The organism is Paracoccus marcusii (assembly GCF_006151785.1).
GTDB lineage: Bacteria > Pseudomonadota > Alphaproteobacteria > Rhodobacterales > Rhodobacteraceae > Paracoccus > Paracoccus marcusii.
The window spans coordinates 1-569 of record NZ_VDDD01000293.1; the positions used below are offsets into that span (position 1 = coordinate 1).

Consider the following 569-nt stretch of genomic DNA (forward strand, 5'->3'; position numbering starts at 1 on the left):
AGGCCCGCGCGGCCGGGCAGCCGCAGGGCCAGCGTGCGGTCGAGCCTGCCGGGACGGCGCAGGGCCGGGTCGATGGCGCCCGGGTCGTTCGTCGCGGCCAGCACCAGCACCCCCTCGTGACCCAGCACCCCGCCGAGCTGTTCCAGGAGCCCGGCGATGACCTGCGCGCGGTAGGTCGAGGCGTGCCGGTCATCCGAGCTGCGGCTGCCGGCGGCGTCCAGCTCGTCCAGGAACAGCACGCAGGGCGCCGCAGTCCGGGCGCGCGCGAAGGTGGCGCGCATCTCGCGCAGCAGATCGCCCAGATGCCCCGCCGCCTGCCAGTCTCCGAGCGAGGCCGCGATCAGCGGCAGCCCCGCCGATCCGGCGATGGCGCGCGCCAGCCAGGTCTTGCCGGTCCCCGGCGCACCATGGATCAGGAGCGAGCGGGTCATCTCGGACCAGGCCACCCGGCCCGCGCGCCAGCCGGCCATGTCGGCGATGAGCCGCGCGGCCGCGTCGCGGACCGGTCCGTCCTCGAGGGACAGATCGTCGAGCGTCAGGGTCGCGTTGCCGCGCGCGGGCGCGCTGGC

General features: G+C 76.8%; 1 protein-coding gene. It reads right to left on the reverse strand.

Features of this window, described 5'->3' with window-relative positions; genetic code table 11:
- Positions 1-569: ATP-binding protein (locus tag FHD68_RS18835; protein WP_139086667.1), on the reverse strand; the 569-nt coding region annotated here is incomplete at both ends.